Below are 25174 nucleotides of genomic sequence, written 5' to 3'. Positions count from 1 at the left end.
CCTAAACCCTCAACCTCAACCATAGGCTTAGAGTTATGTCAAGTAGTTCCGCGTGATCTGAACCGTATGGCGACCGCCCGAACTATCGGCGCAGGCGCGCCGAGGAATCGCCGCAAATTTTCGTGGTGTCGGTTACTTGACCGTGGGCAGGTCAGGGCTGGACACGTCATAGGTGTGTCCCGGCTGCGTCAGCAACGCCCCGAGCTTGAGCGCCTTCTCCTCGGTCCGGTCGGTGGTCCCCCAGATCACCTCACGACCGTCGAGCAGGGTCAGCGTCAACGACGCCACCGACGGCGCACCGATCCGGGCCACCTGACTGGCCACCTCCGGCCGCAGCGACAACAACACCTGCAGCGCCGCCTCGGTGGGCGGATCCGACGGCCCCGGATTGTCGGTGTCCAGATACGGCAACCCCTGCGGCGGCGGCGCGGCCGCGAAATCCACGCCGTTCTTGTCGAACAGATGCGGACCATCCGGAAAATCCTTGACCGCGACCGGCACCCGCTCCTCCACGGTGATCCGCAGCGTCGACGGATACTCCCGCTGCACCCGAGCACTGGCCACCCGCCGGATGGTCGCGATCCGCTCGGCCACCGCATCGGTGTTGACCTGCAGCAGCGGCGTGCCGTCCTTGACCGCGGCGGCCTGCTCGACCTCGTCCTGGCTGATCGCCGCCAACCCGGTGACGACGAGATGGCGCACCGACATGATCGGGGTGAAGTACAGGACCAGACCCAGCGCCACCGCCAGCACCGCGGCCAACGCCGACCACATCAGCAGCTTCAGACCGCGGACCACCCCGCGGGCCGGCGTCTTGGCCGGCTCCATGCCGTCGCTGATGGCGCGCCGTTTGGCCTCGCGCCGGGCCTGCTCGATGGCCATGGCCCGGTCCAGCGCGGCGCGGCGCTCCTCACGTTCGCGGCGGGCTCTCCGGCGTGGCCCCTCGTAATCCGGGGATGCCGGATCGACCGGCTCTTCGACGGCCTCCGCTTCCGCACCCGCGGATTCTTCACCGGCGACCTCACCGCCGACCCCGTCGGCGACCACCTCGGTGACCGAATCAGCCTCGGCCACCTCGGAATCCGCGTCCGTCTGTGGTTCGGCCGACACTGGACCATCGGTGCCTTCGGGGACGTGAGTGTCCTCCGGATCGCCGGTTGGCGCGCCAGGGACCTCGGTCATGTCCGCCCTTGGCCCGGCCGACCCGGAGCGGCCCGGTCGGCCTTGACCTGCAGTGCGGTCAGGATCTCCTGTCCCAGCAGCGTGACGTCACCGGCACCCATGGTGACCACTACGTCCCCGGGAGCGGACCTGGACGCAACCAGGTCAGCCACCGCCGAGAAGTCCGGGACGTAATGCACTGGCGCAGTGACGTGTTCAGCGATGCTGGCGCCACTGACCCCGGGCAGCGGCGCCTCGCGCGCGGCATACACGTCGAGCACGAAGACCTCATCGGCCCGGCTCAGCGCGGTGCCGAACTCGCGCGCGAAAGTCTTTGTCCGCGAATACAAATGCGGCTGGAACACCACAATTGACCGAGCCGTCCCGGCCACCGCGCGCAAGGCGTCCAGGGTGGCCCGCACCTCGGTCGGATGGTGGGCGTAGTCATCGAACACCCGTACCCCGTAGGCGGTGCCCACCGACTCGAAACGCCGGCGCACTCCCTCGAACCCGGTCAGACCGTCGAGCACGGTCTCCGGGTCGGCGCCGGCCTCGCGGGCCGCCAACAGGGCCGCGAGCGCATTGAGCGCCATATGCCGCCCCGGCACCGACAACCGCATGCCGCGCTTGTGCGGTTCGCCCGCCAACTGGATCGCCGCCACCCCGCCGGTGCCCTGCTGCTGCCAGGTGAGCAGCGTCGCCTCCAGACCGGCGCGCGGCGCGCTCCCGTAACGCAGCACCCGGACGCCACGCTGCGCGCACCGGTCGGCGAGCGCCTCGCCGCCGGGATCATCGGCGCACACCACGAGCGCACCGCCCGGACGCAACCGGGCCACAAACTCGTCGAACACCGCGCTGTAGGCCTCTTCGCTGCCGAAATGGTCCAGGTGGTCGGCTTCGACATTGGTCACCACAGCCACATCCGGTGCATATTCCAGTAGCGAGCCGTCGCTCTCGTCTGCTTCGGCGACAAAACAGCTGCCGCTGCCGTGGTGGGCGTTGGTACCGGCCTCACCCAGGTCTCCGCCGACTGCGAAGGACGGATCAAAACCACTGTGCTGCAACGCCACAATGACCATCGAGGTAGTGGTGGTCTTGCCATGGGTACCGGTGACCAGCACCGTGGTGTAGCCGTTCATCAGCTTGGCCAGCACCACCGGCCGCATGATCACCGGAATACCGCGGCGACGCGCCTCGACCAGTTCGGGGTTGTCCTTCGGGATGGCGGCGTGGGTGCTGACCACGACGGTCGGGCCGCCGGGCAGCATGTCCAACGCCGAGGGGTCGTGCCCGATCCGGACCGAGGCACCGCGAGCGCGTAGCGCCGCGACACCACGGGATTCCTTGGCGTCCGAGCCCGACACCTGACCACCACGGTCCAGCAGGATGCGGGCGATGCCAGACATGCCGGCGCCACCGATCCCCACCATGTGCACCCGAGCCAGCTCGGGGGGCAGCTGCGCGGCGCTCACCGGGCGCCCTCGGCGGCCACATCCAGGGCGACCTGGGCCACCCGAACGGCTGCATCCTTGTGCCCGGCCAATGATGCCGCGGCGGTCATCGCCTCCAGCGCCGCAAGGTCGGCGAGCAGGCTGCCGACCTTGTCGGCCACGAAATCCGGTGTCAGATCGGCATCCTCGACCAGCAGACCGCCACCGGCGTTGACCACCGGCAGTGCGTTGAGTCGCTGTTCGCCATTGCCGATCGGCAGCGGCACATACACCGCCGGCATACCGACCGCGGTCACCTCGGCCACCGTCATCGCACCGGACCGGCAGATGGCCAGATCGGCTGCGGCATAGGCCAGATCCATCCGGTCCAGGTACGGCACGCCGACGTACGGCGGCGCACCCACCGTCGGCACCGGCAAGTCGAGGATGTTCTTGCGGCCGTACGCGTGCAGGACCGAAATCCCGTGTGCGGCAAGGTCTTGCGCAGCACCGGAAACGGCGCGGTTGAGCGACTGGGCGCCCTGTGAGCCGCCGAACACCAGCAGCACCCGGGCGTCGTCGGCGAACCCGAAGAACTCCCGGGCCTGTGCGCGCAGCGCCGCCCGATCCAGCGCGGTGATGGATTCGCGCACCGGGATGCCGACCACCTCGCTGCGCCGCAGGCCCGAACCGGGCACCGCGGCCAGCACCCGCCGGGCCGAGCGCGCGCCGAGCTTGTTCGCCCAGCCGGCGCTGGCGTTGGCCTCGTGCACCACCACCGGCACCGCGCGCCGCCGCAGGCCACCGCGCGCGGCCAGATAGGCCGGCGCCGCAACGTAACCGCCGAAACCGATCACCACGTCGGCGTGCACCTCATCGAGTACCGCACGCGTCTGACGAACCGCGGAACACACCCGCATGGGCAACCGCATCAGATCCAACGAGGGCTTGCGGGGTACCGGAACCGGCGTGATGAGCTGCAGGTCGTATCCCCGCTCCGGAACCAGCCGGGTCTCCAGACCACGGGCCGTACCCAGTGCGGTGATCCGTGCGTCGGGCCGTAGAGCCTTGAGCGCATCGGCCACCGCCATCGCGGGTTCGATGTGGCCGGCGGTACCGCCACCTGCCAGGACGACCGAGATTCCGCCCGAACTCACACTCACCCGAAGCGCTGACCTTCCATTGACCGGACCCGACGGTCCTGCGAACGCGGGTCACGTCGCTGTTGACCCTGACGGGCTCCATGATGCCCTGTGCGTCGCGCTGCCCCGTCGGCCGGTACGGCTTTGCCTCGGTCGGTCTTGCCCGCCCGGGTCGGCTGCTCCGCCCGGGCTTGACGGGTGGTCCTGCCACTCGCGGACGGTTCGGTGGCACGTCGGCGCTGCTCACCGCGCTGCGGCGCGGGACGACGCGGCGACGGCTTCTCGGCTCTGGCCTTGTCCGCCTTGACCTTGGCCTTGGCTTTGTCGGCCCGTGCCCGGTCGGCTTTCGCCTTCTCGGCCCTCACCTTGTCGGCCTTCGTTTTGTCAGCCTTGGCCCGCAGCCGATCGCGGGCCGAGTCCAGCCGGGTCGGCGAGTAGGGCACCGGCGGCGCCAGCCGCAGGATCCGGTTCACCCGGTCCTCCCGGCCGGCGCGCAGTGCGGCCACCGCCTCGGGCTCGTGGCGCGCCGCGTTGGCGATCAGACCGATCAGGAAAAGCGTTGTCGCCGTTGCTGTTCCACCTGCCGAGATGAGCGGCAACTGGATGCCGGTGACCGGCAGCAGCCCCAGCACATAGCCCACGTTGATGAACACCTGCCCGACCACCCACAGCGTCGTCGTCGCGGTCAGCAGCCTCAGGAACGGGTCGGCGGAGCGCCGGGCGATGCGCATGCCGGTGTAGGCGAACAACCCGAACAGGCACAGCATGCCGAGCGCGCCGATGAACCCGAGCTCCTCACCGATGATCGCGAAGATGAAGTCGTTGTGCGCGTTGGGCAGATAGTTGAACTTGGCGGTGCCCTGACCCAGGCCATCGCCGAACATGCCACCGTTGGCCAACGCGAATTTGGCCTGCCGGGACTGGTAACCGATGCCCAGCACGTCGTCGTCCGGGCTCAGCCAGGCCCGCACCCGATCGGACCGATAGCCCGCCGACACCGCCAGCATGGCCGCACCGCCCATCGCGAGCAACATGCCACTGACGAAGAACTTGAGCGGCAGACCCGCGTACCAGAGCAGACCCAGCAGGATGATGCAGACCGACACCGTCTGCCCCAGGTCGGGCTCCGCCACGATGAGACCCAGCGCCAGCACGGCCGCGGGCACCAGCGGGACCAGCAGCTCGGTCAGTGTCGCGTTCTCCATCCGGCGGGTGGCCAGCAGGTGCGCACCCCAGATGGCGAAGGCGATCTTGGTCAGCTCCGAAGGCTGCATGGAGAACCCGGCGACCACGAACCACCCGCGGGCACCGTTGGAGAGGTGGCCGATGCCGGGCACGAGCACCAACGCCACCAGGACCAGGCTGACCACGAAGGCCGGCAACGCCATCCGACGCATGAACGCGATCGGCACCCGCAGCGCGACATAGAAAGCGAAGAGGCCGATGACCGTCCACAGCACCTGTTTGGCGAAGATGGTCCAGGGCGAACCGTCCTCGTCGTACGAGTGCACACCAGAGGCTGACAACACCATGGTCAGGCCCAGGATGATCAGCAGTGCAGCCACCGAGATGACCAGGTGGAACGAGGTCATCGGCCGACCCAGCCAGGCGCCGAAGCGGGTGCGTGGGCCTTCCGGTTTGGGTTTGGCCTCGGCAGCCTTGGCCTCTGCCGGAGTGTCCGCGGTGGAGTTGTCCTCCGCAGCCCCGGTCTCGGCGGTTTTGGTGTCTTCGGTTTGCACGGCCGTGCGCCGGCGCAGCTTGTCGAGGATGGCGGCCACGGTTACTCGACCTCGCTGCTCACACGAGTCACAGCAGTAACTTCAGCCCCAGTTGTCCCCTGCACCCCAGAATCCTCCCCCGTCACAGACGCTGGGGCCGGGACATCCGGCGCGTGTCGTACGAATCAGCAAATTACCGATACCCGACCGGCCACCATCTGCGCAGGTCATCCCAGAAGCGCAGCAACCGCCTTGCTGAGCAGATCTGCGGCAACCTCCGCCGTCACATCGCCCTGCACCACGACGACCGTCCGATCACCCAGGGCCGCGGAAAAGGTCGTCTGCTCGGTGGTCTTGCCGACAGCCGTGACCCGCGCGAGCAGTCCGGCCGTCGGCACGTCCTTGATGGCCGGAGCGGGAACACTGTCGATGGCTCCGGTGATGCCGTCGGGCGAGGTGACGGTGATGTGATCACAGCCGGCCTGGGTGATCGGCCCCGCGGTCTTGGCCGCAGTCGCAGCCATCACCACGATGGACTTGTCAGCCTGGTCGGCGATGAATCCCGTGGCATCGGCCCCCGCCCCCACCGCGCCGAAAGGCTTGAGCAGCACGGCGCACTCCGGTGGCGTCACCGTCGACGGCGGCCCGACGCTGAGCGCGCCGACACCCGGGGCATCCAGCTGATCCGGGGACACCACGGCGCGCGGGATATCGATGGACTGAAAGCCCGCCGGAAGACTGGATTTCACCGACATGACCTTCGTGATGTCGTAGTTGCCCGAGGCACCCGACGACGGAGCACCGGCCTTGTCCCCATGATCGCCGCAACCGGCGACCAGGACGGACACCAGGGTCACGGGCCAGATCAGTGATTTGCCAATGGTCATGACGCGAACTGTACTGTGCCACAGCACGATCCGACCAAAAACCGCAGACTGGCAGCCCACAGCTTCAGCTGACCAGCCGCCCACGGCTGTGTCGGACTAGCCGCCCACGGCTGTGTCGGACTAGCCGCCCACGGCTGAAAGCCACTCGCTGTAGAACAGCGCAACCCCCAGCCCACAGGCGATGGCCGTCAGCAACCAGAACCTGATGATCACCGTAGTCTCGGCCCAGCCGGCCAACTCGAAGTGATGATGGAACGGCGCCATCCTGAACACCCGTCGGCCCGTCGTCCGGAAAGCCAGGATCTGCACCACCACCGAGGTCACCTCGGCGACGAACAGGGCGCCGAGCACCACGGCCAACGTCTCGGTCCGGCTGGTCACCGACAAACCGGCGACAATGCCGCCGAGCGCGAGCGAACCGGTGTCACCCATGAAAATCTTGGCCGGTGCCGCATTCCACCACAGGAAGCCGATGCACGCGCCCGCGGTCGCCGCCGCCACCAGGGACAGGTCCAGCGGGTCCCGCACGTGGTAGCAGCCCGGCCCGGGATGCGCCGAGCAGGCGTTGCGGTACTGCCAGAACGTGATCAGCACGTAGGCCCCGCTGACCATCGCCATCGAGCCGGCGGCCAGCCCGTCCAGACCGTCGGTGAAGTTCACCGCGTTCGACCAGGCACTGACCAGCACCACCACGAACAACACGAACAACAACGGGCCCAGCGCGACGGTCGCGATCTCACGCACGTAGGACAGCCGGTCGCTGCCCGGCGCGTCCCCATTGCCATTGCGGAACTGCAGCACCAGCACACCGAACAACACGGCCGCGAGCAACTGGCCGACCGTCTTGGCGGTCTTGTTCAGGCCCAGGTTCCGGGACTGACGGATCTTGATGAAGTCGTCGACGAAACCCACCGCACCCAGCGCCGAGGCCAGGCCCATGACCAACAGGCCCGAGGCCTCCAGCCCTTCGCCGTCGGTCACCAGACCCACCAGGTGTGCGCCCAGGTAGCCTGCCCACATGCCGGCGATGATGGCCACACCACCCATCGACGGGGTGCCGCGCTTCTTCTGATGACTGGCCGGGCCGTCCTCGCGGATCTCGTGGCCGAAACCCCTACGGGTGAACAGCCGGATCAATACCGGGGTCAGCACGATCGACACTGCAAGGGCGATGCCGACGGCAAAAAGTATCTGGATCAACTCATTTCCCGTCGCTTCGCTCGCCCCGGTGTACTTCCCCGTCGCTTCGCTCGCCCAGGTCTACTTTCCCCTCGCTTCGCTCGCCCCGAGGGCCCACGCCACTACCGGTGGCCAGAGCTTCGGCCAGCGAACCCAGCCCGGCCGCATTCGAGGCCTTGACCAGCACGACATCGCCGGGCTCCAACTCGGCACGCAGCAGTTCCAACGCGGCATCGGCGTCAGGCACCGTGGTGACCTCGCTGCCCCATGACCCCTCCATGACCGCGCCGTGGTGCATGGCGCCCATAGCCCTCCCGGTTCCGACGACGATCAACCGTGACACATCTAAGCGCACCGCCAGTCGACCGATGCTGTCATGTTCGATGATCGCGTCGTCACCGAGTTCGCCCATCTCGCCCAGTACCGCCCAGCTGCGGACCCGCGCACCGACGGCGGCGCCTGCCGATTTGGTCATCCAGGCCAGGGCCTTCAGGCCCGCCCGCATCGAATCGGGGTTGGCGTTGTACGCGTCGTTCACGACGACCACACCGTCGGCGCGGGTGCTGACCTGCATCCGATGTTTGGAGACGGGTCCGGCCCCGGCCAGTGCGTCGGCGACCTGCCGCAGGCTCACCCCGCATTCCAGCGCGACCGCGGCAGCGCACAGCGCGTTGGACACCTGGTGGTCGCCGTGCACCGCGAGCGCGACCTCGACCTGTTCGTCGCCGGCGCGCAGCGTGAAGCGCGGGCGGGCCAACTCGTCCAGGACCACCTCATCGGCCCAGAGGTCGGCGCCCGGCGACCGGGACACCCGTACCACCCGCGCCGCGGTCGCCTGCGCCATCGCCGCCACCGCGCCGTCATCGACGTTCAACACCACCACGCCGGAAGCCGGAACAGCTTGCGGTAGTTCAGATTTGGTCTGCGCGATGATCTCTCGTGAGCCGAACTCACCCAGATGCGCAGTACCGACGTTGAGCACCACACCGATCGACGGCGGGGCAATCTGCGCCAGCGCGGCGATGTTGCCCGGGTGGCGGGCCGACATCTCCAACACCAGGAAATCGGTGTCTGTGGTGGCCCGCAGCACCGTCCAAGGATGTCCGAGCTCATTGTTGAACGACCCCGGTGGGGCGATCACCTCACCCAGCGGCGCGAGCACCGCGGCCAGCAGGTCCTTGGTCGAAGTCTTGCCCGACGACCCGGTCACCCCGATGATCCTCAAATGCCCGGCGGCCAGTTCGTCGGCCACCGCCCGGGCCAGCTTGCCCAGGGCCGCCAGCACCGCCGCACCCGAGCCATCGGTGTCGTGCGCCAGCGCCCCCGAGGGCGAATTAACTTGTCCGGCATCGGGTTTCACCACGATGGCGGGAACTCCGACCGGCCGGGCCGCCAGCACCGCGACGGCACCGTCGGCGACCGCACCGGCGGCGAAATCATGCCCGTCCGAACGTGCCCCCGGCAACGCGAGGAAGAGCCCACCCGGGGTCACCGCCCGCGAGTCGAACTCGACGGTCCCGGTGACCACGGTGGCTGCCGCCTGCTCGGCGGTGATGTCGGCCAGTTCGCCGCCGACGATCTCGGCGATCCGGGCCAGGGTCAGCTCGATCATGCTCTCGACTCCAACGCATCCAACGCGGCCGCCAGTTCGTCGCGATCGTCAAAAGGACGAGTACGGCCTCCGCTGGTCTGTCCCGACTCGTGCCCCTTGCCCGCGATCAACACTATGTCGCCGGCTCGCGCCCAGGCCACCGCGTGGTCGATGGCGCCGCGTCGGTCGCCGATCTCGACCACCTGCGCCCGGCCGCCCACCGCACCCGCAGCCACCGCGGCCCGGATGGTCGCCGGGTCCTCGTCGCGCGGGTTGTCGTCGGTGATCACCACCAGATCAGCCAGTTCGGCGGCGACCCGGCCCATCGGCTCGCGCTTGCCCGCGTCGCGGTTGCCGCCGGCCCCGAATACCACCGCCAGCCGGCCGCGGGTCTGCGGCCGCAGGGTATCCAGAACCGCTTGCAGCGCACCGGGTTTGTGCGCGTAGTCCACCAGCGCGAGAAAGTCCTGACCGCGGTCGATGGGCTGCAGGCGGCCGGGTACGGCGGCGGCGGCCAGTCCGGGCCCGGCCTGCTCGGCACTGACCCCGACCGCGTCCAACAGCGCGATCGCGAGCAGGGCGTTGGCGACGTTGTAGCCGCCCGGCAGTGCGATCTGCAGCTGGTGCTCATTGCCGCCGGGGTCGACGGCGGTGAACCGTTGCCCGCCGCGATCACCGGCAGCGATGTGCGCTGCGCGCCAGCCCGACCCGGCACCGGCGGCACTGACCGTCACCGGGTCGACGGCGCGGCCGGCGATCTGCTGCCCGGCCTCGTCGTCGATGCACACCACCGACGCCTCGGCATGAGTCGGCGACTGCGGATCGAACAGCCGTGCCTTGGCGTCCAGGTAATCGGCCATGGTCGGGTGGAAATCCAGGTGGTCGCGTGACAGGTTGGTGAACCCGCCGACCGCAAAGCGGACCGCGTCGACCCGGCCCAGGCTCAGCGCGTGGCTGGATACCTCCATCACCACGGTGTCCACACCGCGTTCGACCATGACGGCCAGCAGAGCCTGTAGCGCGGGGGCCTCCGGCGTGGTGAGCGCGCTGGGCAGGTCCTCGCCGTCGATGCGCAACCCGACTGTGCCGATCAGCCCGGCCACCCGGCCGGCGGCGCGCAGCCCGGCCTCCACCAGATACGTGGTCGTGGTCTTCCCCGAAGTCCCGGTCACACCGATGACCTGCACCCGGCGCGATGGATGCCCGTAGACCATCGCCGCAACCTCACCGAGCACGGCCCGCGGTTCGGGATGCACCAATACCGGCACATCGAGCGTGCCCAGCACGTCCAGTCCGGCGGGATCGGTGAGCACCGCGGCGGCCCCCGCGCGGACCGCATCATGAGCGAATCGGGCACCGTGCACCGCCGCGCCGGGCAGTGCGGCGAACAAATCACCGGCGATGACGTCCTGACTGCGCAGGGTCACTCCGGTGAGCCGGAGGTCCGGCATGGGCTGCCCGAATGCGACGTCGGCCCCGGTCTGCCCGACCAGGGCAGCAAACGTGGCTCCCACCGGCTGGTCGGGACGTAAGGACAGCGAAGACATGGCCATGACACACTACCGGCTCGCCCGGACCCCTCCGCGGAGGTCAGGTCGCCTGCAGGACCAACGGCGGACCGGGATCCGCCGAGAGCGGCACGTTCTCGCGCTGCAGCAGCCATGCCGCGATGTTGTGGAACAGCGGCGCCATCGAGTGGCCCGGCGTGCCATCGGGGTTCCGCTGCGGGTTGTTGGCCATGATGCCCACCACGTAGCGCGGGTTGTCCGCCGGTGCCATGCCGGCAAAAGTGATCCAGTAGTGGTCGTCGTAGTAGCAGCCGCAGGCCGGGTTGATCTGCTGGGCAGTGCCGGTCTTGCCGGAGATCTGGTACCCGTCGACGGCCGCCGGCCAGCCGGTGCCCTGTTGGGTGCCGCGCGGGTCACGCTGGGTGATCGCACGGAACATGTTGCGGACGGTGCGCGCGGTGTCCGCGGACACCACCTGGACGCCATCGGGCTGGGGGGTGTCGTTATGGGTGCCGTCAGCGGTGACGATCGACTTGATGATCCGCGGCGGCATCCGCACGCCGTCGTTCGCGATGGTCTGGTACATCCCGGTCATCTGCAGCAGGGTCATCGAAAGGCCCTGTCCGATAGGCAGGTTCGCGAAGGAGCTGCCGGACCACTGGTCGATCGGTGGCACCAGACCGACGCTTTCGCCGGGCAATCCGGAATTGGTGCGGTGCCCCAGCCCGAACTTGTTGAGCATGTCGGCGAACCGCTCCGGGCCCACCCGCTGGGCCAGCATCAGCGTGCCGATGTTCGAGGACTTCCCGAAGACGCCGGTGGTGGTGTACGGGTCCACGCCGTGGCCCCAGGCGTCGTGGATGGTGACGCCGCCCATGTTGAGAGTGCCCGGAACCTGCAGCACCTCATCAGGATTGGACAGTCCGAACTCGATGACCGAGGCCGCCGTGACGATCTTGTTGACCGAGCCCGGTTCGAACGGCGAGGAGACGGCCAGGTTGCCCATCTGCTTGTCGTCCTGGCGGCTCAGATCCTGCGACGGGTCGAATGTGTTGTCGTTCGACATGGCAAGAATCTCACCGGTTTTCGCGTCCAGTACCACTGCCGAGACATCGTGCGCGCCGGACATGTCCTTGGCCTGCTGCACCTGCTGCTGTACGTAGTACTGGATGTCGTCATCGAGGGTCAGCTGGACTGTGGCGCCGTTCATCGCGTCGTGCCGGTCGCGGTAGCTGCCCGGGATCACCACGCCGTCCGAACCACGGTCGTACGTGACTGAGCCATCGGTACCGGAAAGCTTTGCGTCCAAGGCATCTTCGAGGCCCAGCAGACCGTGTCCGTCCCAGCCGATGCCGCCGACGATGTTGGCGGCCAGCGAGCCACCGGGGTACTGCCGGATGTCCTGGCGCTCGGCACCCACCTCGGGGAATTTCTTGACGATGGCCGCGGCGATCGCGGGGTCGACGGCGCGGGCCAGGTATACGAACGAGTCCTTGCTGTTGATCTTCTTCAGCAAGATCTGTGCGTCGGGCTTGTTGTTCAGCAGCCCGGCGATCCCGACCGCGATCTGGTTGAGCCGTTGATCCGGATCCGGTGCGGTCGGCGATTTGGCCTTGGCATCGGTGAGTTGCTGGCGGATGCGCACCGGTTGGAAGGTCAGTGCGCGGGCCTCGATGGTGTAGGCCAACTTGGCAAAATTGCGGTCAACCAGGCTGCCCCGGACCGCCTTTTGCACATCGGTGACCTTGAGCTGGCTGGCGGCCTCGGCACGCAGACTCGCTGCCCGTGGCCCCTGCAGACTGAACAGCTGACCGGCTGCGATCAGCAGCACCAGCACGATGACGATGTTGCCGATGCGATGCCGGAACGCAAAGCCCCCGCTGCCGTCGACGGCTGGTTCGCGGGTACGTCGCTGGTTCGCCGAATGCGGTTGGGCAGCACGCGGTTTGCCGACCGGTGGCTGGCGCCGACCCTTGCGGTTCATGCGGTGGCGCCCGGCACGGGCGGGGCGACCGCGGGCACGGGCTGGACCACTGGCGCGGGCTGAGCGACAACCGGTGCGGCCTGAGCCAACAACGGGGCCCAGATCGGAGCGCCGGGAGCAAGTGCCTGAGGCACCGGAACTGCCTGCGGGGCAACCTGATACGGCTGCGGTCCAGCCTGCAACGGCACCGCAGCCGGCGGGACGACGACCGGTGCGGTCGCGGCGTCAGGAGCGGGAGGCACCGCAAGCGGGGCACCCGGTACGGGCACACCGGCGACGGGAGCGCCAGGTACCGGAACAACGGCCGGGTCGGGCTGCCGGACCATCAATTCACGCGGGTCGATCACCCGCGGAGCCGGCGGCGGCGGAGGAGGCGGCGGGGCGGGCGCAGCCTGCGGCGGCAACGGGGTGTTCAACGGTGCCGGCGGAACCCCTTGTGCTGGTTTGGGACTGCCGATCACGGTCCAGTTCCCACTGGCATCCTGCACCAGGTGTGCAGTGTCGCGGGACGGGATCATGCCGAGGTTGCGGGCCGCGTCGGCCAGCGCGGGCGCCGCCTGCGCTTCCAGTACGTCGCGCTCCAGCATCTCCTTCTGCTGCTGCAGCGCCTGATTGACGTCACGCGCCCGACCCAGCTCGTAGGACCGCTCGGCTGCCGATGTGGACAGCCACAGCGTCACTCCGAGCCCCATGCCCAGGGCCCCGATGATGAGAACCACAAACGGAACTCGGGTGACCAGCCGGCGCGGGTCCAGATCGATCTCGGCAATCCGGGCCAGCAGCCGGTCCCGCAGCGGCGGGCGGACCACCTTGGGCGCCTTGGCCTTACGCGCCTTGGCGCGGGCCTTGGCCGCGGCCGCGGTCTTGGGCCGGGCCGTGGTGGGTCGAGCCACCGGCGTAGTCTGCGGGCCCGAGCCCACGGGCTTCGACCGCTGTGGCCGGGTGTCGCGCTTACCCTTGGCATCACGTTTGCCGTCGCGCGTCGTGCGGCCAACGGGCTTGTCGCGCACCGCAGTCCGCTTGCGCTCCCCCGGACTCGCCGCAGTGCTCGCCCGCCGCCCGTCGCGTTGGGGTGCCGGTCGTTTTGCCATCACGAACCTTCCATTCGGGCGACCTTTACTACCGCTTTTTCCAAGGCGCGCAGCCGAACCGAGGCGCTACGCGGGTTCAGCTCGAGTTCATCGGCATCGGCACGCTCGGCGCCGCGAGTCAACGACACGAACTCCGGCTCATGGCCGGGCAGTTCCATCGGGAGGCCGGCCGGGGTTCGCGATGCCGTCGCTTCGACGAAGAACCCCTTGACAATTCGGTCCTCGAGTGACTGATACGCCTCGACGGCGATCCGGCCACCGGGACGCAACGCGGCCAGCGCCGCGGGAATCGCACCGCGCAGGCACTCCAGCTCACCGTTGACCTCGGTACGCAACGCCTGGAACGTGCGCTTCGCCGGATGCCCGCCGGTACGGCGGGCCGGTGCCGGGATCACCGCATACAGCAGCTCGACGAGTTCGGTGGTGGTGGTGAACGGACGGCGGGCGCGCTCCCGGACGATTGCGCCGGCGATCCTGGAAGCGAACTTCTCCTCGCCGTATTCGCGCAGCACCCGGCTCAGCGACCGGGCGTCGTACGTGTTCAGGATGTCGGCCGCGGTGAGTCCGGTGGACTGGTCCATCCGCATATCGAGCGGCGCGTCCTGCGAGTAGGCGAAGCCTCGTTCGGCCTGGTCCAATTGCATCGAGGACACTCCGAGATCGAACAAGATGGCGTCCAATTCACCTGCGCGGTAACCAGATTGGGTCAGCGCTTCGTCGATTCCGTCATACGGCGTGTGCACCAGCTTGACCCGGTCGCCGTACGGCGCCAAGCGCTGGCCGGCCAGCCGTAGCGCGGTCTCGTCCCGGTCCAGGCCGATGAGGGTCAGGCCGGGCAGGTCGCTCAGGAATCGCTGCGAATGTCCGCCGGCACCCAGCGTTGCGTCGATGAGCACGGCGCCACTTCCATCGGGACTACGCCGGGTCAGTGCCGGGGTGAGCAGTTCGACGCAGCGCTCCAGCAGAACGGGGATGTGTGGCCGGTTTTCGGTCAACTCAGCGCCCCCAATCAGCTCCGGAAGGTCAGTCAGTTTCGGGGTGCGGGCCAGCCGGGTCATCCCCCCGACCCGCTCGGCCCCTGCAACGAGGTCTCTGTCCGAGATTGCGGACCTGGCGTTGGGGAAGTACGCCAGGGCCGGTTCGGGCAGAGGCCACGTTGCACGGGCCTTCGGGTCAGTGGGCAGTTCCGAGCGCTTCATCGCTGGCCGCGGAGAAGTTCTCTTCGTGAGTTTCTTGGTAGCTGTGCCAGGCGGCGGCATCCCAGATTTCCAGGTAGTCCACCGCGCCGATCACTACGCACTCCTTCGACAATCCGGCGTAGCGGCGGTGATCGAGCGACAGGGTGACACGGCCCTGGGCATCGGGATGTTGCTCGTCAGCACCTGCGGCGAAAACGCGCAGGTCGGCCCGGGCAGCGGGGTCATTACGCGGAGTGCTGGCCACCCGACGCGCAATCTCGGCTTCGAACTCGGCCCGCGGGTACACGGCCAGGCTGCGATCTGGACTCTTGGCGACCATCAACCCTCCTGCCAGTGCGTCGCGGAACTTGGCGGGCAGCGTGAGCCGCCCCTTGTCATCGAGCTTCGGCGTGTAGGTGCCCAGAAACATCAGGCACCTCCCGCCGGTTCCGGAGCCCCGGTCGCTCCGATGTCAGCCACATTACCCCACATTCCCCCACAATTCTCCCCACAGAACCCTAAGAAGACTTCGTTTGCCCCACCCACCCCGCAAATGACGTTCGATCAGCCATCTCAACGCACCGCCATACGCTGCGCAAACAGGGAAATACCCAGTTCAAGCGGGGTTATCTAATGCGGTGGGGCAATGTGGGGGGCCGGGGAGCCGGCACCCTCGACAATCCGCGGCGATCACAAAAGCCCCAAGAATCAGCAAACAATCGGCGTGTCGCACGTCACAATGTGGCGCCAGTAGCGGCCATCACCTGGCCCGCCAACCCCGGACAACAAAAAAAGGGGCGGCCCATCCGGGCCACCCCTTTGCAGGAAAAATCGGTGTCAGTCGTCGAAACGACGACGGAACCGATCCTCCATACGACTGGTGAACGTGCCGCCACCACGCACCTTCTTCGGCCCCTTCGCCCCACTGACAGGAATCGAACGGTCCTTGCCCGCTACTCGCGGGCCGGTGACGGCGAAAACCGCGCCGGCGAACATCGCGATGAAGCCGACCACGCTGACGATCGGCAGCTGGCCGAGCCAGAGCGGCCGGAAGGCGACACCGGCGACCAACATCGCCAAGCCGACGAGAAACAATCCGGCGCCTTGGATCCGGCGACGGGTCGAGGGAGTACGCATGCCGCCGCCGCGAACACTCGAAGCGAACTTCGGGTCCTCTGCATATAGGGCGCTCTCGATCTGGTCGAGCATGCGCTGCTCATGATCGGAGAGTGGCATCCGTGCCTCCCATTGGCCCTCAGTTGTTCACCAACACGCGCACCCGCGGTCACGGGCACCTAACAGTAATGATACGAGGTCATACAGACCTGTACCACATTGTTCAGACTCCCGAATTGTAAGTCCTCGGCGCGGACCCGCTGGGCCGGGCCGATAATGCCAGCACCGGCATCGGCCGGTGGCGCCTCGGTCTTCCAGGGCGATCCGACGCAGAAGGGCATATCACCGTGGCGACGTTCCTCACCGATCTGTCGCCGGCTGACATGCAGCGCAGACTCGACGACGCCCTGACCGTGTATGTCGATGCCATGCGTTATCCGCGGGGCACAGAACGACAACGCGCGTCGATGTGGCTGGAACACACTCGTCGCGCCGGCTGGCACGGCGTCGCCGCGGTGGAGCTCGAGGCCACGGACACCCCGGACGACGCCGCCGTGGCTTCGGCCCCGCTGGTCGGCGTGGCCTACGGCTACCGCGGCGCGCCCGACCAGTGGTGGCAGCAGCAGGTGGTGCAGGGTCTGCGCCGGACCGGCGCCACCGACCACCGCATCAATGAATTGATGACCGGGTATTTCGAACTCACCGAACTGCACATCCATCCGCGCGCCCAGGGGCTCGGACTCGGAGAGTCGCTGACCCGCAGACTGCTGTCCGGACGCGGCGAATCCCACGTGTTGTTGTCGACCCCGGAAATCCACGGCGAGTCGAACCGGGCCTGGCGGTTGTACCGCCGGCTGGGCTTCTCCGACGTGATCCGCGGCTACTACTTCGCCGGCGATCCCCGACCGTTCGCCATCCTCGGGCGTCCACTACCGCTGTGAGCCGACCGGATCTGGCACGATGACTCGGGTGTCGCGTCGTCGCCTACAGGCCCTGGTGTTGCTGCTACTGATGCTGCCGCTGGCCGTCGGCTGCGTCCGGGTCCACACCTCCCTCACCGTCTCCCCCGACGACCGGGTATCCGGGCAGATCATCGCCGCATCCAAGGCCAAGGACTCCGACGACAAGGGGCCGCAGCTGGCGAACAACCTGCCGTTCGCCTCGAAGGTCGCGATCTCCGACTACCGCAAGGATGACTACGTCGGCTCCGAGGCGGTGTTCTCCGACCTGACGTTCTCCGAACTTCCCCAGCTGGCCAACATGAACCACGATGCGGCCGGTGTCGACATCTCGCTACGCCGGGCTGGCGATCTGGTGATCATGGAGGGCCGCGTCGACCTCACCACGCTCAACGACCCCGACGCCGACGTGTCACTGTCGGTGTCCTTCCCCGGCGACGTCACGTCCACGAACGGCAACCGGGTCGCCAGCGACATCGTCGAGTGGAAGCTCAAGCCCGGCGTGGTGTCCACGATGCGTGCACAGGCCGAGTACACCGACCCCAGTGCCCGCTCGTTCACCAACGCGGCCGTGTGGATGGCGATCATCGCGCTCGCGGTCGCCGGAATCCTCGGCGGCATCGCGTACAACAGCCGCGACCGCTCGCGGCGCTTCAGTAGTAGTGAGCAGTAGCAGTAGGTCACGTCGTCGGAGACAACCAATAAGGCGAGGCCTGCCATACAAGTCCGATCGCACAATCTAGGCTGAGTGCACTTCGGGCTATCGGAGAACAGATGAATCAGGGTCAGGAGAGGGGCGCCCGCTGAGCGTGGATGCCGCGGTTCCGTCGGCCGGCGAGCTGGCGAACGCTGTCACAGAACAACTTCGTGCGTACCTCGGCGAGCGGCGCCGCGAGAGTGCGTACATCGGCGCGGACTACGCCGAATTCACCGAGGCGCTCGAAGAATTCGTGCTGCGCGGTGGCAAACGCGTCCGACCGGCCTTCGCCTATTGGGGTTGGCGCGCGGTAGCCCCGGACCCCGGCCACCCCACCGACCCGAGCGTGCTGCGCCTGTTCTCCGCGCTGGAATTGCTGCAGGCCTGCGCGCTGATCCACGACGACGTCATCGACGATTCGGCGACCCGCCGCGGCCTTCCGACCGCGCACCGGCTGTTCACCCGGCTGCACCAGGAGCGCCAATGGCGCGGCTCAGCGGATCAGTTCGGGCTGTCGGCAGCCATTCTGCTCGGTGACCTGGCACTGTCCTGGGCCGACGACGTCGTGGCGGGCACCGACATCGGCGTCGACGCGCACCGGAGGGTGCAGCAGGTGTGGGGTCACATTCGCACCGAGGTGCTGGGCGGCCAATACCTGGACATCGTCGCCGAGGCCAGTGGCGCCGAAACGGTGGCTTCGGCGCTGAACGTCAACATGTACAAGACGGCTTCGTACACCGTCACCCGGCCACTTCAGCTGGGCGCGGCCGCTGCGGCCGACAGACCCGACGTGCAGCGCATCTTCCACGAGGTAGGCACCGACCTGGGCATCGCGTTCCAGCTCCGCGATGACGTGCTGGGTGTATTCGGTGATCCGGCTGTCACCGGCAAGCCCTCCGGCGACGACCTTCGGTCGGGCAAGCGCACGGTACTGCTGGCTGAGGCTGTTGAGCGCGCTGAGAATACCGATCCGACGGCGGCCAAGCAGCTGCGGACCTCGATCGGCACGGATCTGACCGACGCGCAGGTCTCCGAGCTGTGCCAGGTCATCGAATCGGTGGGTGCACTCGCCGCGGTCGAGGACCGGATCAGCCTGCTGACCGATCGGGGCCTGGCCGCGCTGGACGCCGCGCCGATCGACCCGACCGCCAAGGTCGGTCTGACCGAACTCGCCCGTCGAGCCTCGAACCGGTCCGCCTAGGACATGGCGACCCCGGTATCAACCGATACTCCGGCACCCGGTCCCATCGCCCGGCTGTCCGCGTTCGCAACCTCGCCCGAAGGTCGCCCGGCGCTGCTCGGACTACTGGGCGCGACGTTGATCGCGCTCGGCGGACTCGGTGCCGGCAGCACCCGGCTGCACGACCCCCTGTTGGAGACCTTGCACCTGTCCTGGCTGAGGTTCGGCCACGGCCTGGTCGTGTCCTCGATCCTGTTATGGACCGGGGTCGCCTTGATGCTGATGGCCTGGCTGAGGCTGGGACGACATGTGGTGGACCGCACGGCCACCGAGTACACCATGATCGCCACCACAGGATTCTGGCTGGCGCCACTGCTGTTGAGCGCGCCGGTGTTCAGCCGGGACACCTATTCGTATCTGGCGCAAGGTGCGTTGCTCCGGGATGGCCTGGACCCCTATGTCGTCGGGCCGGTGGACAATCCGAATTCGTTGCTGGACAACGTGAGCCCGATCTGGACCACGACGACCGCCCCGTACGGTCCGGCGTTCATCCTGGTGGCCAAGTTCGTCACCATGATCGTCGGCAATCATGTGGTGCAGGGCACCATGCTGCTACGGCTCTGCATGCTGCCGGGGTTGATCATGTTGATCTGGGCGGCGCCCCGGGTGGCCCGTCACGTCGGCGCGAATGGCGCTGCGGCGCTGTGGATCTGTGTACTCAATCCGCTGGTGATCATCCACCTGATGGGCGGCGTACACAACGAGATGCTCATGGTGGGCCTGATGATGGCCGCCATCGCATTGACGTTCGGCGCTCGCCCGATCGCCGGCGTCAGCTTGATCGCCGTCGCCGTTGCGGTGAAAGCAACAGCGGGACTGGCACTTCCGTTCATGGTGTGGGTGTGGACTCGGCAGTTGCGGCAGCGATTCTCCTGGGGACCGGTGGCCGCCTTCGCCGCGGCAACCGCAGCGTCGGCCGTGATCTTCTCGGTGGTGTTCGCGGTGCTGTCACTGTTGGCCGGAGTCGGGCTGGGCTGGCTGACCGCACTGGCCGGCTCGGTGAAGATCATCAACTGGCTGACGGTGCCCACCGCCGCCGCGAACCTGATCCACGCGATCGGCGGGTTGTTCATGCCGGTCAGCTTCTACGCGGTGCTCGACGTCCTCCGGATCACCGGAATTGCCGTCATCGGCATCTCACTTCCCTTGCTGTGGTGGCGATTTCGCCACACCGACCGGGAGGCGCTGATCGGCATCGCGCTCGCCATGCTGGTGGTGGTGCTGTTCGTGCCGGCCGCGTTGCCCTGGTACTACACCTGGCCGCTGGCCGTCGCCTCGGCGCTGCTGCAGAGCCGTGCCGCGATCGCGGCCATCGCGGGCTTCTCCACGTGGATCATGGTGATCTTCAAACCCGATGGCTCCCACGGCATGTACTCGTGGCTGCACGTATTGCTGGCTACCGCGTGCGCCGCGACGGCGTGGTACCTGCTGGCGCATGCGCCGGAGCCGGCCGCCGAGACCGTCAGCTAGACGTTCCGGGCCCGGGTGCCCGGAACGTCGATACCCCAGGCGATGATCCGGCCGGGGGTCAGCCGGATGATGTCGCCACTGAGACCGTCGGCGGTGCCGCCCTCACCGGGCCGGACCTGCGCAGTGCCCCTCATCTCGATGCCGCGGGCCCGCGGTGGCGTCACCGAATCGACCTCGTCGACAATGAACGCCACCAGCGCATTACCGATCACGTTGCGCCACTTCTGAGTTGACGCTAGAGCGTGGCCTACGATGTCGATGGTCCCGCCCGGACCCAGGTGCACTCCCACCGGCCTGATCTGCGGTTGCCCGTCGGGTCCGATGGTGCACAGGCGACCGATCGGCTGTGCACGCAGGAAGTCCTGCTCTGCAGGTGTGAACGACATTATCACGCCTTGCGGGCGACCAGGAGATGTCCCGGCAGCCCGACGCGCGCGGCGCCGGTTCCGGCCTGCAGCTGCGCGGGACGGACGCTCCGCACCTGCCAGTGCATCGAAACGACCTGTCGCAGTTCGTCTTCAGTGAATTGGGTTGGCCCGGGCCCGTCGTGATCCGGGAAGGCCCCGGCACCGAACGCGAGAATGTAGAAGGTCGCGCCGGGAGCCGCTGCCCGGTGCACGGACCGCAGGTAGCCGTCACGCAGTTCGACAGGCAGGGCATGGAGCAGGCCACTGTCGAAGATCGTGCCGAACCGCCCGTCGTGCCCGGCGAAGGAGCTGATGTCAGCCTGCTCGAAAGTTGCTGTGCGCAAACCCCGTTCGGCTGCGGCGGCGGTGGCGGCCGCGACAGCGGTGGGTGTCAGATCGATCCCGTGCACGGTGCGCCCTCGAGCCGCCAGCGCGAGAGCCAGCTCAGCGTATCCGCAGCCGGCGTCGAGCACCTCACCTTGGATGGCCCCGTCCCGGTCGATCAGCGCGGCGAACTCGGGTTGCGGTTCGCCGATGTTCCATGCGGGCATGTCCTCATTGCGATATGCGCCATCCCAATCGATCACCTGCGACATTTGCTTTCCTCCTAGTTGAATGATGACAGAATAACGCACCGAGCGTTTACTTTTGTTCCCTGAAAGGATGTCGGTCATGACTTCACCGGCTCCAGAGCGCAAAGGACAGCGCACGCGGCAGCGGATTCTGCTGGCCGCGCGGAAGGTATTCGCCGAGACCGGCTACGAGAAAGCCACCATCCGCGGTATCGCCGAGTTGTCCGACGTCGACAAGGCTTCGGTGATCAAACACTTCGGCAGCAAGCTGGACCTGTTCCGCGAGGCGGTCCAGTGGACGGTCCCGGTCGATGACCTGACCACGCCGGATCCCATCGCGACCGCACAGAACTACCTGCACGGCCTGCTGACCGCCTGGGCCGCGGACCCCGATGGCCCGATGACGGTCCTGCTGCGCACCGCCATGACCAGCCCGGACGCATTGGAACTACTGCGCACCCAGGTGACCGATCAGGCCATCAGCTCGGTGGCAGCAACGATCGACGCGCCCGATGCCCGGCTGCGTGCGGCCCTGCTCAGCGCACTACTGATGGGCATCGCAAGCCAGCGCTACTTGCTGCAGTTCCCCGACCTGGCCGCAGCCTCGGACGAGGACATCGTGCGGATCATGTCCCCACTGCTTGCCGGCCTGCTCTCGCCGGGCTAGTACGCCATTGGCAGGCCGCTAGTAAGCCATTGCCTGGGCGCGCCGGATGACCTCGCGGGCCTGATGCGAGTCCAGCGCATCCACCGGCCGGGCGTTGACCAGTTTCTCGGTGCCGCCGTCCTTCGTCACGGTCAACGACTCATCCGGGGTGAACAACCACCGCACGATCTCAGTGCTGTGGTAGCCGCCGTCCTTGAGCACCACCAAGAGACCGGGCAACGCCTTGACCACCTGCCCGCTGCTGTCGAAGAAAACCTTGGGCACCACCAGGTCGCCTTTACGGCGCACCGCGATCAGGTGTCCGTCACGGAGTTGCTGTTGCACCTTGCTCACCGGAAGGCCGAGTAGCGATGACACCGCCCGCAGGTCGTAGACCGCTTCGTCGGGATCGAGAACGTCATCTGCGGCCGGAATGCTACTCACCGCACAGATTGTAGGGCCGTACCATTGGCGGGTGCAGCCATCCCCGCAACCGGACCCGTTGCTCGGTGCGGTGCTGGACGGCCGCTACCGGGTCGACACGACGATCGCCGGCGGTGGCATGTCGACGGTGTACCGCGGACTGGACCTTCGACTCGATCGTGCCGTCGCTCTCAAGGTGATGGATTCCCGCTATGCCGGTGATGAGCACTTCCTGACCCGTTTCCAGCGCGAGGCCCGGGCCGCCGCAGGGCTGAAGAGCCCCGGCCTGGTCGCGGTCTACGACCAGGGGACCGACGGACGACATCCGTTCCTGGTGATGGAGCTGATCGAAGGCGGCACCCTGCGCGAACTGCTGCGCGAGCGGGGCCCGATGCCCCCGCACGCCGCGGTCGCGGTGCTGGCGCCGGTGCTCGCCGGACTGGCAGTCGCACACGAGGCGGGTCTGGTACACCGCGACATCAAACCGGAGAACGTCCTGATCTCCGATGCCGGCGAGGTGAAGATCGCCGACTTCGGGCTGGTGCGGGCCGTCGCCGAGGCGAAGATCACCTCTACCAGCGTCATCCTCGGTACCGCCGCATACCTGTCCCCCGAGCAGGTCGGCACGGGCGACGCCGACCCGCGCAGCGACGTCTACTCGGTGGGCATCCTCGCCTACGAGCTGTTGACCGGCAACACCCCGTTCACCGGTGACAACCCGCTGACGGTGGCCTACCAGCGACTGGACCACGACGTCCCGCCGCCGAGCTCGGCAATCGCCGGTGTGCCAAAGCAATTGGACGATCTGGTGGCCTGTGCGACCGCCCGTGACCCGGCCGACCGGTACACCGACGCCCACGACATGGGCGCCGAATTGGCGGCCATCGTGGAGCAACTGCAGCTGCCGCCATTCCGGGTGCCGGCGCCACAGAACTCGGCACAGCATTCCGCACTGGCGACCAAGCGCACCCGTCAGCCCGCCTCGGAGCGCACGACGGTGTCCACCGACCGTGCGGCCGCGCCAAAGCCCGCACCCAGTCACACCCTGCAGTTCACCATGGACCCCGACGAATGGGATCCCGCACCGAACGAAAACCCGGTTGTGGCAAAACAATTCGCGGGTATCGACCTGGAGGATTTCGAATGGGCACGGCAACGCGCCCGGCGGATGCTACTGGTGTGGGTGATCGTGATCCTGACGCTGACCGCCTTGGTGGCCGCCGGCGCCTGGACCCTCGGCAGTAACCTGCAGGGCCTGTTCTAGTCGCCCTCCGCTGAGCGGAGAATTCAGTCGCCCTCCGCTGAGCGGAGAATTCAGTCGCCCTCCGCCGAGCGGAGAATTCAGTCCCTGAGCATCTCCGCGACCAGGAACGCCAACTCCAGGCTCTGCTGGGTGTTCAGGCGCGGGTCGCACGCCGTCTCGTACCGGCCGGCCAGGTCGTCGTCGGAGATATCCTGCGCGCCACCAAGGCATTCGGTGACGTTCTCGCCGGTGATCTCGACATGGATGCCACCTGGGTGGGTGCCCAGCGCGCGGTGTACCTCGAAGAAGCCCTGGACCTCGTCGACGATCCGGTCGAAGTGCCGGGTCTTGTAACCGGTCGAGGATTCGTGGGTGTTGCCGTGCATCGGGTCGCACTGCCAGATGACCTGGTGACCCGACGCCTCGACCTTCTGGATGATCCCGGGCAGCACGTCGCGCACCTTGCCGTTGCCCATCCGGCCGACCAGGGTGAGCCGGCCCGGCTGGTTGTTCGGATCCAGCCGCTCGACGTACTCCACGGCCTGCTCGGGCGTGGTGGTGGGGCCGATCTTCACGCCGATCGGATTGGCGATGGTCTCCATGAACGCGATGTGCGCATGGTCGAGCTGGCGGGTGCGCTCCCCGATCCACACGTAGTGCGCAGACAGGTCGTACAAGCGAGACTCGGGGGCGTCGAGCGGGAACTCGGTGGACAGCCGCAGCATGGCGCGCTCGTAGTCCAGCACCAGAGCCTCATGGCTGGCGTAGATCTCGGCGGTCTGCAGGTTGCGGTCGTTGACCCCGCAGGCGGTCATGAAGCTCAGGCCGCGGTCGATCTCGGCCGCCAGCGCCTCGTACCGGGCACCGGCGGGCGAGGTACGGACGAACTCGCGGTTCCATTCGTGCACCTGATGTAGCGAGGCCAAACCCGACGACGTCAGAGCCCGTACCAGGTTCATCGCCGCGCTGGCGTTGGCGTAGGCCCGCACCAGCCTGGATGCATCGTGCACCCGGACCGCGGGATCGGGATCGAACCCGTTGACCATGTCACCGCGGTAGGACGTCAGGCCGAGCGAGTCGGTGTCTGAGGACCGCGGCTTGGCGTACTGCCCGGCGATCCGGGCCACCTTCACCACGGGCATGCTCGCGCCGTAGGTCAGCACGACCGCCATCTGCAGCAGCGTGCGGATGTTTGCGCGGATGTGCGGCTCGGTGTTGTCGGCGAAGGTCTCGGCGCAGTCGCCGCCCTGCAGCAGGAACGCCCGGCCCTGCGCCACCTCGGCCAGCTGGGCCTTGAGTCGCTCGATCTCCGACGGCACGGTGATCGGCGGGACGCTCTCGAGCACCTTGCGCATCGCTGCGGCCTGATCGGCCGGCCAACTGGGCTGCTGCAAGGCCGGCCGGGACAGCGCGTCAGCGAGGCGCGCGCGCAGGTTCTCGGGCAGAGGCGGCAACTCGGGCAGCTGGTCGATGGGTACGTCGACGGTCCAGTTCACCAGTCCATGGTAACCACGCCGACCAGCGCGTTTGAC

Annotated in this window: 23 protein-coding genes; 6 read left to right on the top strand and 17 right to left on the bottom strand. The window is 67.7% G+C overall.

What is annotated here, in order from left to right; translation table 11 throughout:
- Nucleotides 1-132: 132 nt before the first annotated feature.
- The 13 genes from ABIA30_RS24540 to ABIA30_RS24480 all read right to left on the bottom strand — a co-directional run bounded on the left by ABIA30_RS24540 (nt 133) and on the right by ABIA30_RS24480 (nt 16105).
- On the bottom strand, nt 133-1182 hold the full coding sequence (locus ABIA30_RS24540; RefSeq protein WP_370070275.1) for a cell division protein FtsQ/DivIB: 1050 nt from the start codon (nt 1180-1182) through the stop codon (nt 133-135).
- A complete protein-coding gene (gene murC, locus ABIA30_RS24535) occupies nt 1179-2633 on the bottom strand; it encodes a UDP-N-acetylmuramate--L-alanine ligase (RefSeq protein ID WP_370070273.1) in 1455 nt (484 codons plus the stop codon). Before murC ends, ABIA30_RS24540 begins: the two co-directional genes overlap by 4 nt.
- Nucleotides 2630-3754, bottom strand: coding sequence for an undecaprenyldiphospho-muramoylpentapeptide beta-N-acetylglucosaminyltransferase (murG, locus tag ABIA30_RS24530; RefSeq protein ID WP_370070271.1), 1125 nt, complete (start codon nt 3752-3754; stop codon nt 2630-2632). The genes murC and murG overlap by 4 nt, the downstream gene beginning before the upstream one ends.
- Nucleotides 3751-5511 (bottom strand): putative lipid II flippase FtsW, encoded by a 1761-nt coding sequence (ftsW, locus tag ABIA30_RS24525; RefSeq protein ID WP_370070269.1) that lies wholly within the window; start codon nt 5509-5511, stop codon nt 3751-3753. The genes murG and ftsW overlap by 4 nt, the downstream gene beginning before the upstream one ends.
- Nucleotides 5512-5678: 167 nt before the next feature.
- Nucleotides 5679-6338 (bottom strand): DUF5642 family protein, encoded by a 660-nt coding sequence (locus ABIA30_RS24520; RefSeq protein ID WP_370070267.1) that lies wholly within the window; start codon nt 6336-6338, stop codon nt 5679-5681.
- Nucleotides 6339-6458: 120 nt separating this feature from the next.
- Nucleotides 6459-7538: a phospho-N-acetylmuramoyl-pentapeptide-transferase gene (gene mraY, locus ABIA30_RS24515; protein WP_370070266.1), complete on the bottom strand. Its 1080-nt coding sequence runs from the start codon at nt 7536-7538 to the stop codon at nt 6459-6461.
- Between the two features lies 1 nt (nt 7539).
- Nucleotides 7540-9129, bottom strand: a complete 1590-nt coding sequence (gene murF, locus ABIA30_RS24510; protein WP_370070264.1) for a UDP-N-acetylmuramoyl-tripeptide--D-alanyl-D-alanine ligase — start codon at nt 9127-9129, stop codon at nt 7540-7542.
- Nucleotides 9126-10655: a UDP-N-acetylmuramoyl-L-alanyl-D-glutamate--2,6-diaminopimelate ligase gene (locus ABIA30_RS24505; RefSeq protein ID WP_370070262.1), complete on the bottom strand. Its 1530-nt coding sequence runs from the start codon at nt 10653-10655 to the stop codon at nt 9126-9128. The genes murF and ABIA30_RS24505 overlap by 4 nt, the downstream gene beginning before the upstream one ends.
- A 43-nt stretch (nt 10656-10698) precedes the next feature.
- Complete coding sequence (locus ABIA30_RS24500; protein ID WP_370070260.1) at nt 10699-12600, bottom strand: peptidoglycan D,D-transpeptidase FtsI family protein; 1902 nt, start codon at nt 12598-12600, stop codon at nt 10699-10701.
- Nucleotides 12597-13691, bottom strand: a complete 1095-nt coding sequence (locus tag ABIA30_RS24495; protein WP_370070258.1) for a hypothetical protein — start codon at nt 13689-13691, stop codon at nt 12597-12599. Before ABIA30_RS24495 ends, ABIA30_RS24500 begins: the two co-directional genes overlap by 4 nt.
- The gene (gene rsmH, locus ABIA30_RS24490) at nt 13691-14890 is read right to left on the bottom strand and encodes a 16S rRNA (cytosine(1402)-N(4))-methyltransferase RsmH (RefSeq protein ID WP_370070256.1); all 1200 of its coding nucleotides are present in this window, start codon (nt 14888-14890) and stop codon (nt 13691-13693) included. Before rsmH ends, ABIA30_RS24495 begins: the two co-directional genes overlap by 1 nt.
- Nucleotides 14865-15299 (bottom strand): division/cell wall cluster transcriptional repressor MraZ, encoded by a 435-nt coding sequence (gene mraZ, locus ABIA30_RS24485; RefSeq protein WP_370070254.1) that lies wholly within the window; start codon nt 15297-15299, stop codon nt 14865-14867. Before mraZ ends, rsmH begins: the two co-directional genes overlap by 26 nt.
- Before the next feature lie 407 nt (nt 15300-15706).
- Nucleotides 15707-16105: a DUF3040 domain-containing protein gene (locus tag ABIA30_RS24480; protein ID WP_370070252.1), complete on the bottom strand. Its 399-nt coding sequence runs from the start codon at nt 16103-16105 to the stop codon at nt 15707-15709.
- A gap of 227 nt (nt 16106-16332) precedes the next feature.
- Between ABIA30_RS24480 and ABIA30_RS24475 the strand changes: the two genes are divergently transcribed.
- The 4 genes from ABIA30_RS24475 (at nt 16333) to ABIA30_RS24460 (ending at nt 20351) form a co-directional block, all read left to right on the top strand.
- Nucleotides 16333-16926 carry a GNAT family N-acetyltransferase gene (locus ABIA30_RS24475; RefSeq protein ID WP_370070250.1) on the top strand — a complete coding sequence of 198 codons (594 nt, stop codon included), beginning with the start codon at nt 16333-16335 and terminating at the stop codon, nt 16924-16926.
- Nucleotides 16927-16945: 19 nt separating this feature from the next.
- Entirely contained in the window at nt 16946-17617 is a 672-nt protein-coding gene (locus ABIA30_RS24470) for a DUF3153 domain-containing protein (RefSeq protein WP_370070248.1), read from the top strand.
- A 136-nt stretch (nt 17618-17753) separates the two neighbouring features.
- On the top strand, nt 17754-18842 hold the full coding sequence (gene idsA2, locus ABIA30_RS24465; protein WP_370070246.1) for a bifunctional (2E,6E)-farnesyl/geranyl diphosphate synthase: 1089 nt from the start codon (nt 17754-17756) through the stop codon (nt 18840-18842).
- Nucleotides 18843-18845: 3 nt separating this feature from the next.
- Nucleotides 18846-20351 (top strand): alpha-(1->6)-mannopyranosyltransferase A, encoded by a 1506-nt coding sequence (locus ABIA30_RS24460; protein WP_370070244.1) that lies wholly within the window; start codon nt 18846-18848, stop codon nt 20349-20351.
- On the opposite strand, the gene ABIA30_RS24455 is transcribed toward ABIA30_RS24460, so the two are convergent.
- Nucleotides 20348-20737 (bottom strand): PPOX class F420-dependent oxidoreductase, encoded by a 390-nt coding sequence (locus ABIA30_RS24455; protein WP_370070242.1) that lies wholly within the window; start codon nt 20735-20737, stop codon nt 20348-20350. The genes ABIA30_RS24460 and ABIA30_RS24455 overlap by 4 nt on opposite strands.
- Before the next feature lie 2 nt (nt 20738-20739).
- Nucleotides 20740-21354: a class I SAM-dependent methyltransferase gene (locus ABIA30_RS24450; RefSeq protein ID WP_370070240.1), complete on the bottom strand. Its 615-nt coding sequence runs from the start codon at nt 21352-21354 to the stop codon at nt 20740-20742.
- Nucleotides 21355-21430: 76 nt separating this feature from the next.
- Here ABIA30_RS24450 and ABIA30_RS24445 point away from each other — a divergent pair, with 76 nt between their 5' ends.
- Entirely contained in the window at nt 21431-21997 is a 567-nt protein-coding gene (locus tag ABIA30_RS24445; protein ID WP_370070238.1) for a TetR family transcriptional regulator, read from the top strand.
- An 18-nt stretch (nt 21998-22015) separates the two neighbouring features.
- On the opposite strand, the gene ABIA30_RS24440 is transcribed toward ABIA30_RS24445, so the two are convergent.
- Nucleotides 22016-22420, bottom strand: coding sequence for an Rv2175c family DNA-binding protein (locus tag ABIA30_RS24440; RefSeq protein WP_370070236.1), 405 nt, complete (start codon nt 22418-22420; stop codon nt 22016-22018).
- Between the two features lie 31 nt (nt 22421-22451).
- On the opposite strand from ABIA30_RS24440, the gene ABIA30_RS24435 reads away from it, so the two are divergent.
- Nucleotides 22452-23663 carry a protein kinase gene (locus tag ABIA30_RS24435; protein ID WP_370070234.1) on the top strand — a complete coding sequence of 404 codons (1212 nt, stop codon included), beginning with the start codon at nt 22452-22454 and terminating at the stop codon, nt 23661-23663.
- Nucleotides 23664-23740: 77 nt separating this feature from the next.
- Here ABIA30_RS24435 and ABIA30_RS24430 read toward each other — a convergent pair whose 3' ends face one another.
- Entirely contained in the window at nt 23741-25138 is a 1398-nt protein-coding gene (locus ABIA30_RS24430; protein ID WP_370070232.1) for a class II 3-deoxy-7-phosphoheptulonate synthase, read from the bottom strand.
- Nucleotides 25139-25174 lie beyond the last annotated feature (36 nt).

The sequence above is a fragment of the Mycobacterium sp. MAA66 genome (assembly GCF_041261665.1).
Classification (GTDB): Bacteria; Actinomycetota; Actinomycetes; order Mycobacteriales; family Mycobacteriaceae; genus Mycobacterium.
This window is presented reverse-complemented; position numbering and strand designations above follow the sequence as displayed.

Coding starts and splice junctions, on each gene's coding strand:
- ABIA30_RS24540 (WP_370070275.1), bottom strand. CDS start 1,182: ATGACCGAGGTCCCTGGCGCGCCAACCGGCGATCCGGAGGACACTCAC.
- ABIA30_RS24520 (WP_370070267.1), bottom strand. CDS start 6,338: ATGACCATTGGCAAATCACTGATCTGGCCCGTGACCCTGGTGTCCGTC.
- murF (WP_370070264.1), bottom strand. CDS start 9,129: ATGATCGAGCTGACCCTGGCCCGGATCGCCGAGATCGTCGGCGGCGAA.
- ABIA30_RS24505 (WP_370070262.1), bottom strand. CDS start 10,655: ATGTCTTCGCTGTCCTTACGTCCCGACCAGCCGGTGGGAGCCACGTTT.
- ABIA30_RS24500 (WP_370070260.1), bottom strand. CDS start 12,600: ATGAACCGCAAGGGTCGGCGCCAGCCACCGGTCGGCAAACCGCGTGCT.
- ABIA30_RS24495 (WP_370070258.1), bottom strand. CDS start 13,691: ATGGCAAAACGACCGGCACCCCAACGCGACGGGCGGCGGGCGAGCACT.
- rsmH (WP_370070256.1), bottom strand. CDS start 14,890: ATGAAGCGCTCGGAACTGCCCACTGACCCGAAGGCCCGTGCAACGTGG.
- mraZ (WP_370070254.1), bottom strand. CDS start 15,299: ATGTTTCTGGGCACCTACACGCCGAAGCTCGATGACAAGGGGCGGCTC.
- ABIA30_RS24480 (WP_370070252.1), bottom strand. CDS start 16,105: ATGCCACTCTCCGATCATGAGCAGCGCATGCTCGACCAGATCGAGAGC.
- ABIA30_RS24470 (WP_370070248.1), top strand. CDS start 16,946: ATGACTCGGGTGTCGCGTCGTCGCCTACAGGCCCTGGTGTTGCTGCTA.
- ABIA30_RS24460 (WP_370070244.1), top strand. CDS start 18,846: ATGGCGACCCCGGTATCAACCGATACTCCGGCACCCGGTCCCATCGCC.
- ABIA30_RS24455 (WP_370070242.1), bottom strand. CDS start 20,737: ATGTCGTTCACACCTGCAGAGCAGGACTTCCTGCGTGCACAGCCGATC.
- ABIA30_RS24450 (WP_370070240.1), bottom strand. CDS start 21,354: ATGTCGCAGGTGATCGATTGGGATGGCGCATATCGCAATGAGGACATG.
- ABIA30_RS24445 (WP_370070238.1), top strand. CDS start 21,431: ATGACTTCACCGGCTCCAGAGCGCAAAGGACAGCGCACGCGGCAGCGG.